4 protein-coding genes are annotated in these 4,061 nt (G+C 71.4%); 3 read left to right on the forward strand and 1 reads right to left on the reverse strand.

Translation table 11 applies throughout. From position 1 onward, the window contains the following. Positions 1 to 1,082 (forward strand): PEP-utilizing enzyme (locus tag QH283_RS16450; RefSeq protein ID WP_280503865.1); only part of this gene is annotated, 1,082 nt, incomplete at its 5' end. Then, complete coding sequence (locus QH283_RS16455; RefSeq protein ID WP_280503866.1) at positions 1,079 to 1,711, forward strand: HAD family hydrolase; 633 nt, start codon at positions 1,079 to 1,081, stop codon at positions 1,709 to 1,711. The genes QH283_RS16450 and QH283_RS16455, both read left to right, overlap by 4 nt. A gap of 8 nt (positions 1,712 to 1,719) precedes the next feature. Here QH283_RS16455 and QH283_RS16460 read toward each other — a convergent pair whose 3' ends face one another. Further along, positions 1,720 to 2,502: a FadR/GntR family transcriptional regulator gene (locus QH283_RS16460; protein WP_414689613.1), complete on the reverse strand. Its 783-nt coding sequence runs from the start codon at positions 2,500 to 2,502 to the stop codon at positions 1,720 to 1,722. Positions 2,503 to 2,920: 418 nt separating this feature from the next. On the opposite strand from QH283_RS16460, the gene QH283_RS16465 reads away from it, so the two are divergent. After that, a partial coding sequence (locus QH283_RS16465; protein ID WP_280503867.1) for a class I adenylate-forming enzyme family protein occupies positions 2,921 to 4,061 on the forward strand: 1,141 nt, incomplete at its 3' end.

Consider the following 4,061-nt stretch of genomic DNA (forward strand, 5'->3'; position numbering starts at 1 on the left):
TGCTGAACCTGCTCGGCGGCGCGGCGCTGTCGGTGGCCTCCGGTGACGGCGACGCGCAGCTCGGCCACGGTGACGATCTGGAGAGCGGCGCCACCCTGCGCGGTGTGCGCAGGCTGGCCGCTCAGGCCGCGGCTCGGCCGGAGATCGCTGCGCTGCTCGCCGATCGTTCGCCCGGGCTGCCGGAGCGAGTCCGCGAGCAGGCCCCGGATTTCTGGGCCCAGGTGCAGAAGGCGCTGGAGCGCTTCGGCCACCGCGGCCCGGCCGAGGCCGAGTTCGACGCCGAGTCCTTCGCCGACGATGTGCACGGCTTCCTGGTCACCGTCGGCCGCGCGGCCGCCGCGAGTGACGGCAAGGTCGACGCCGAGCCGGAAACCGGTGCCGGTACCGGTACCAGTGTCAAGGGATTCGCGAAGAAGATGGCCGCACGCCTGCTCGGTCTGCGCGAACACAATCGCGATCGCACCGTTCGCCTGACCTGGATCATGCGCAGGCTGGTGCTCGAACACGGGCGCCGCCTGGTGGGGCAGGGACGCATCGACCGTCCCGACGACCTGTTCCATCTCACCCTGGCCGAACTCCTCGAGCCGCCCGCGGACGCCGGGGAGACCATCGCCCGCAGGCGCGCCGAGCGCACCCGCCTGGCCGGGCTGCACATGCCACCGATCTTCGCCACCTCCTGGAAGGCCGCCGACGTGCTCGGCATCCTCCAGCCCGGTGAGTCGTTGCAGGGCATCGGCATCTGCGGCGGCAAGGTCGTGGGACGGGCCCGGCTGGTCGAACCCGACACCATCGAGGATCTCGAGCCGGACGAGATCATGATCGCCCACGTCACCGATATCGGCTACACCGCGCTGTTCGCCCATGTGGCGGCCGTGGTCACCGACATCGGCGGCGTCATGTCGCACGCCGCGGTGGTGGCGCGCGAGTACGGCGTGCCCTGTGTGGTGGACACCCAGGTGGCCACCTCGCGGGTGCGGACCGGCGCGCTGATCGAGGTCGACGGCAAGGCGGGCACGGTCACCGTGCTCGAACCGGCCCCGGCCGCCGCGGTCGCGTCGAGTTCGGGCGCGGACAACCGATGACGGACACGACGACGCGACAGCGCCGCTATCGCGCCGTCGTCTTCGACTGGGCGGGCGTGCTGACCGAGCCGCCGCTGACCGGATTGATCCGGTACAACGCGGAACTCGGTCTGCCCGAGGGTGTGCTGCCCGCCTTCGTCCGGGGCGATGAGGAGTTCGCGAAGGTCGAGCGCGGCGAGACCACGATCAAGGAGTTCCTGAAGGGCGTGTGCGTGCGCGTCGAGCGGACGCACGGCGTGCGTGTCGACATCCGCGCGCTCGCCGCCGCCATGTCGGCCTCGCGCGGGCTGCGCCCGGACATGCTGGCGCTGGTCGAGGAGCTCGGCGCAGGCTACGAGCTGGCCGTGCTGACCAACAATGTGGCCGAGAACGCCGCGCACCTGGCGCGGACGCTGCCGCTGGAGCGTTTCCGCATGGTGCTCAACTCCGCCGAACTCGGCCTGCGCAAGCCCGATCCGGCGGTCTACCGGGAGCTGCTGCGCAGGCTGGAGCGCGACGCCGCCGAGGTGGTCTACATCGACGACTTCGAGGAGAACCTGCCGCCCGCGCGGGATCTCGGCATCACCGCGATCCACTACCGCGATACCGAGGCGCTGCGGGAAACCCTGCGCGGTCTCGGCATCGGGTGATGGCCTCGCTACTCCATCATGTCGCGGACCTTGGTGTCCTCGCGTCCGGCGAGCAGGGCGGCGTGCGCGTTGTCCATGTGCCTGCGCCAGTGCGCGGCCGCCTCGACCCCGTCGCCCGCCGCGAGCAGTTCGATCAGCCTGCGGTAGGAGCGCAGCAGCCGGTTGTACTGCGGCTTGGGCACGAATTCCTCGCGCAGGGCCAGCGCGGTCTGCCGCTCGGCGATCTCGTGCAGCATGCCCGCGATCATCGTCAGGGTGGCGTTGCCGGACAGCTCCACCAGGCGCAGGTGCAGGCGCGCGGTGGCCTGCGCCAGCGTGCCCTCCTCGTAGGCCGCCGGGATCTCCTCCTCGACCACCGTGCGCAGGGTGTCCAGCGCCTCGGGATCGGCGGCCTTGGCCAGCATCTCGACCGCGGCGGGCTCGATCGCCGCCCGGGCGGCGAGCACGTCGGCCACCGGCGCGCCCCACAGTTCCAGCAGCAACGCGGCGGGCCTGGCGACGATCTCGGGACCGGGCACGCGTACCCTGGCGCCGGTGCGGGAGCCGCGGCGCACCTCAACCAGCCGTTCGGACTCGAGCACCCGGACCGCCTCGCGCAGGGTCGGCCTGCTGACCTGGAAGTGGGTCATCAGTTCCGCCTCGTGCGGGAGGAAGTCGCCGTCCTTCAACTGACCGTCGACGATCATCCTGCGCAGCGTGCGCGCGACGAGTTCGGCGGTCTTGGGGGAGCGCACCGCGCCGGAGGACGCTCGCGGCATGGACATCGGCGCCAGCCGTGCGGGCCTGCTCAAGGGAACCTCCTATGGTGTGTGCTCGGTCGGCGACCCGCCTCGGAGCGGTACGGGGTGAGATCTACGTACAAGTCGAACCGAGTAACCCAGGTGAAGCCGTCTCCAGCTTAGGCCCTCCGAGACACATATAACTGGGTTATATATCTCTGATACCACCGGTCGCAAGCCGGGAGGCCCTGGCGGGAGGCCTCCGAGCAGGGAAAAGGTGGTTCGGGGGTTGTGTCGCGAAAGTGAAGTATGCATTTCCGGCCACCGCCTCTACGTGAACCTAGTAAACTATGTCATCTAACTTCGGTGGTTGTTCCGGCAACGATTCCGCGGGACCGACGGCCACCGACCGGGCGAGCGGACGGTGTGCGGTGGTTGGTGCGAGAACGGGCGACGCGGGAACGGGCGCGCGAACCGAAGGCGTGATCGGATGACGGGAATCTCCGAAGCGCTCGATCGCCTGTGGACCGCGGCGCAGGACGCGCCGATGGTGCAGTTCGAGGGGGAGTGGGTCTTCTGGGGTCGGGTCAAGGTCCTCGCGGAGAAGGTGGACGCCGCGCTGGCCGAGGCGGGGTGTGGTGAGCGCGGGCGCACAGCGGTGGTGCTGGGCAACCGCCCCGAATCGGTGGCCGCGCTGCTCGCCCTGCTGCGGGGCGGGCGGGCGCTGGTCACGCTGAATCCGCTCCAGCCGTCGGCGCGGATGCTGGCCGATCTGGAGGCCACGGGCGCGGGGTATGTGCTCGCCACCCCCGACTACTGGGCCGACGAGAAGTTCGTCGCGGCGGTGCGGCGGCTGGACGCCCACGGGTGGGAGATCGACCTCGACGCGGGTCTGACACAGCGGCAGCGCGGCGACGGGTCGGCATCGCCCGCGGCGGCGGGCGTGGCCGTCGAACTGCCCACCTCGGGAACCACGGGCCCGCCCAAGCGCATTCCGCTCTCGCGGCGCCAGCTCGAGGCGTCCCTGGCGGCGGCGTTGCAGCACACCGCCTCCGCGCGGGCGGATCCGCCGCCGGCATTGACGGGACGGGTAGCGCTGGTGACACTGCCCATCGTGCACATCGGCGGTCTGTGGTCCCTGCTGCAGGCACTTGTGCAGGCCCGACCGCTGGTGTTGTTGCGGCGCTTCACCGTCGACGGCTGGCGGCGCGCGGTGCGCGAACATCGTCCCGCCATCGCCGGCCTGCCGGGCGCGGCGATCCGGTCGGTGCTCGACGCCGACGTGCCCGCGGCGGAGCTGTCGAGCCTGCGGGCGGTCAACGCGGGCACCAGCCCGATCGATCCGGCGCTGGTCGACGCCTTCCACGAGAGATACGGCATCCCGATCCTGATCGTCTACGGGGCCACCGAGTTCTCCGGTGCGGTCGCGGGCTGGTCGCTCGAAGACTTCCGTGAGCACTGGACCGAGCGCCGTGGCAGTGTGGGCCGGGCATTCCCCGGGGTGCGCCTGGACGTGGTGGACGAACACGGCGGCTCCGTTCCGGCGGGCGTCACCGGGCGGCAGCGCGTCCCCCCCCCCCAGGCAGGCCGCCACGGCGACGGCGGGGTGGGGACCCCCCGGCGATCTGCGG

The sequence above is a fragment of the Nocardia farcinica genome (assembly GCF_029867845.1).
Lineage (GTDB): Bacteria > Actinomycetota > Actinomycetes > Mycobacteriales > Mycobacteriaceae > Nocardia > Nocardia farcinica_A.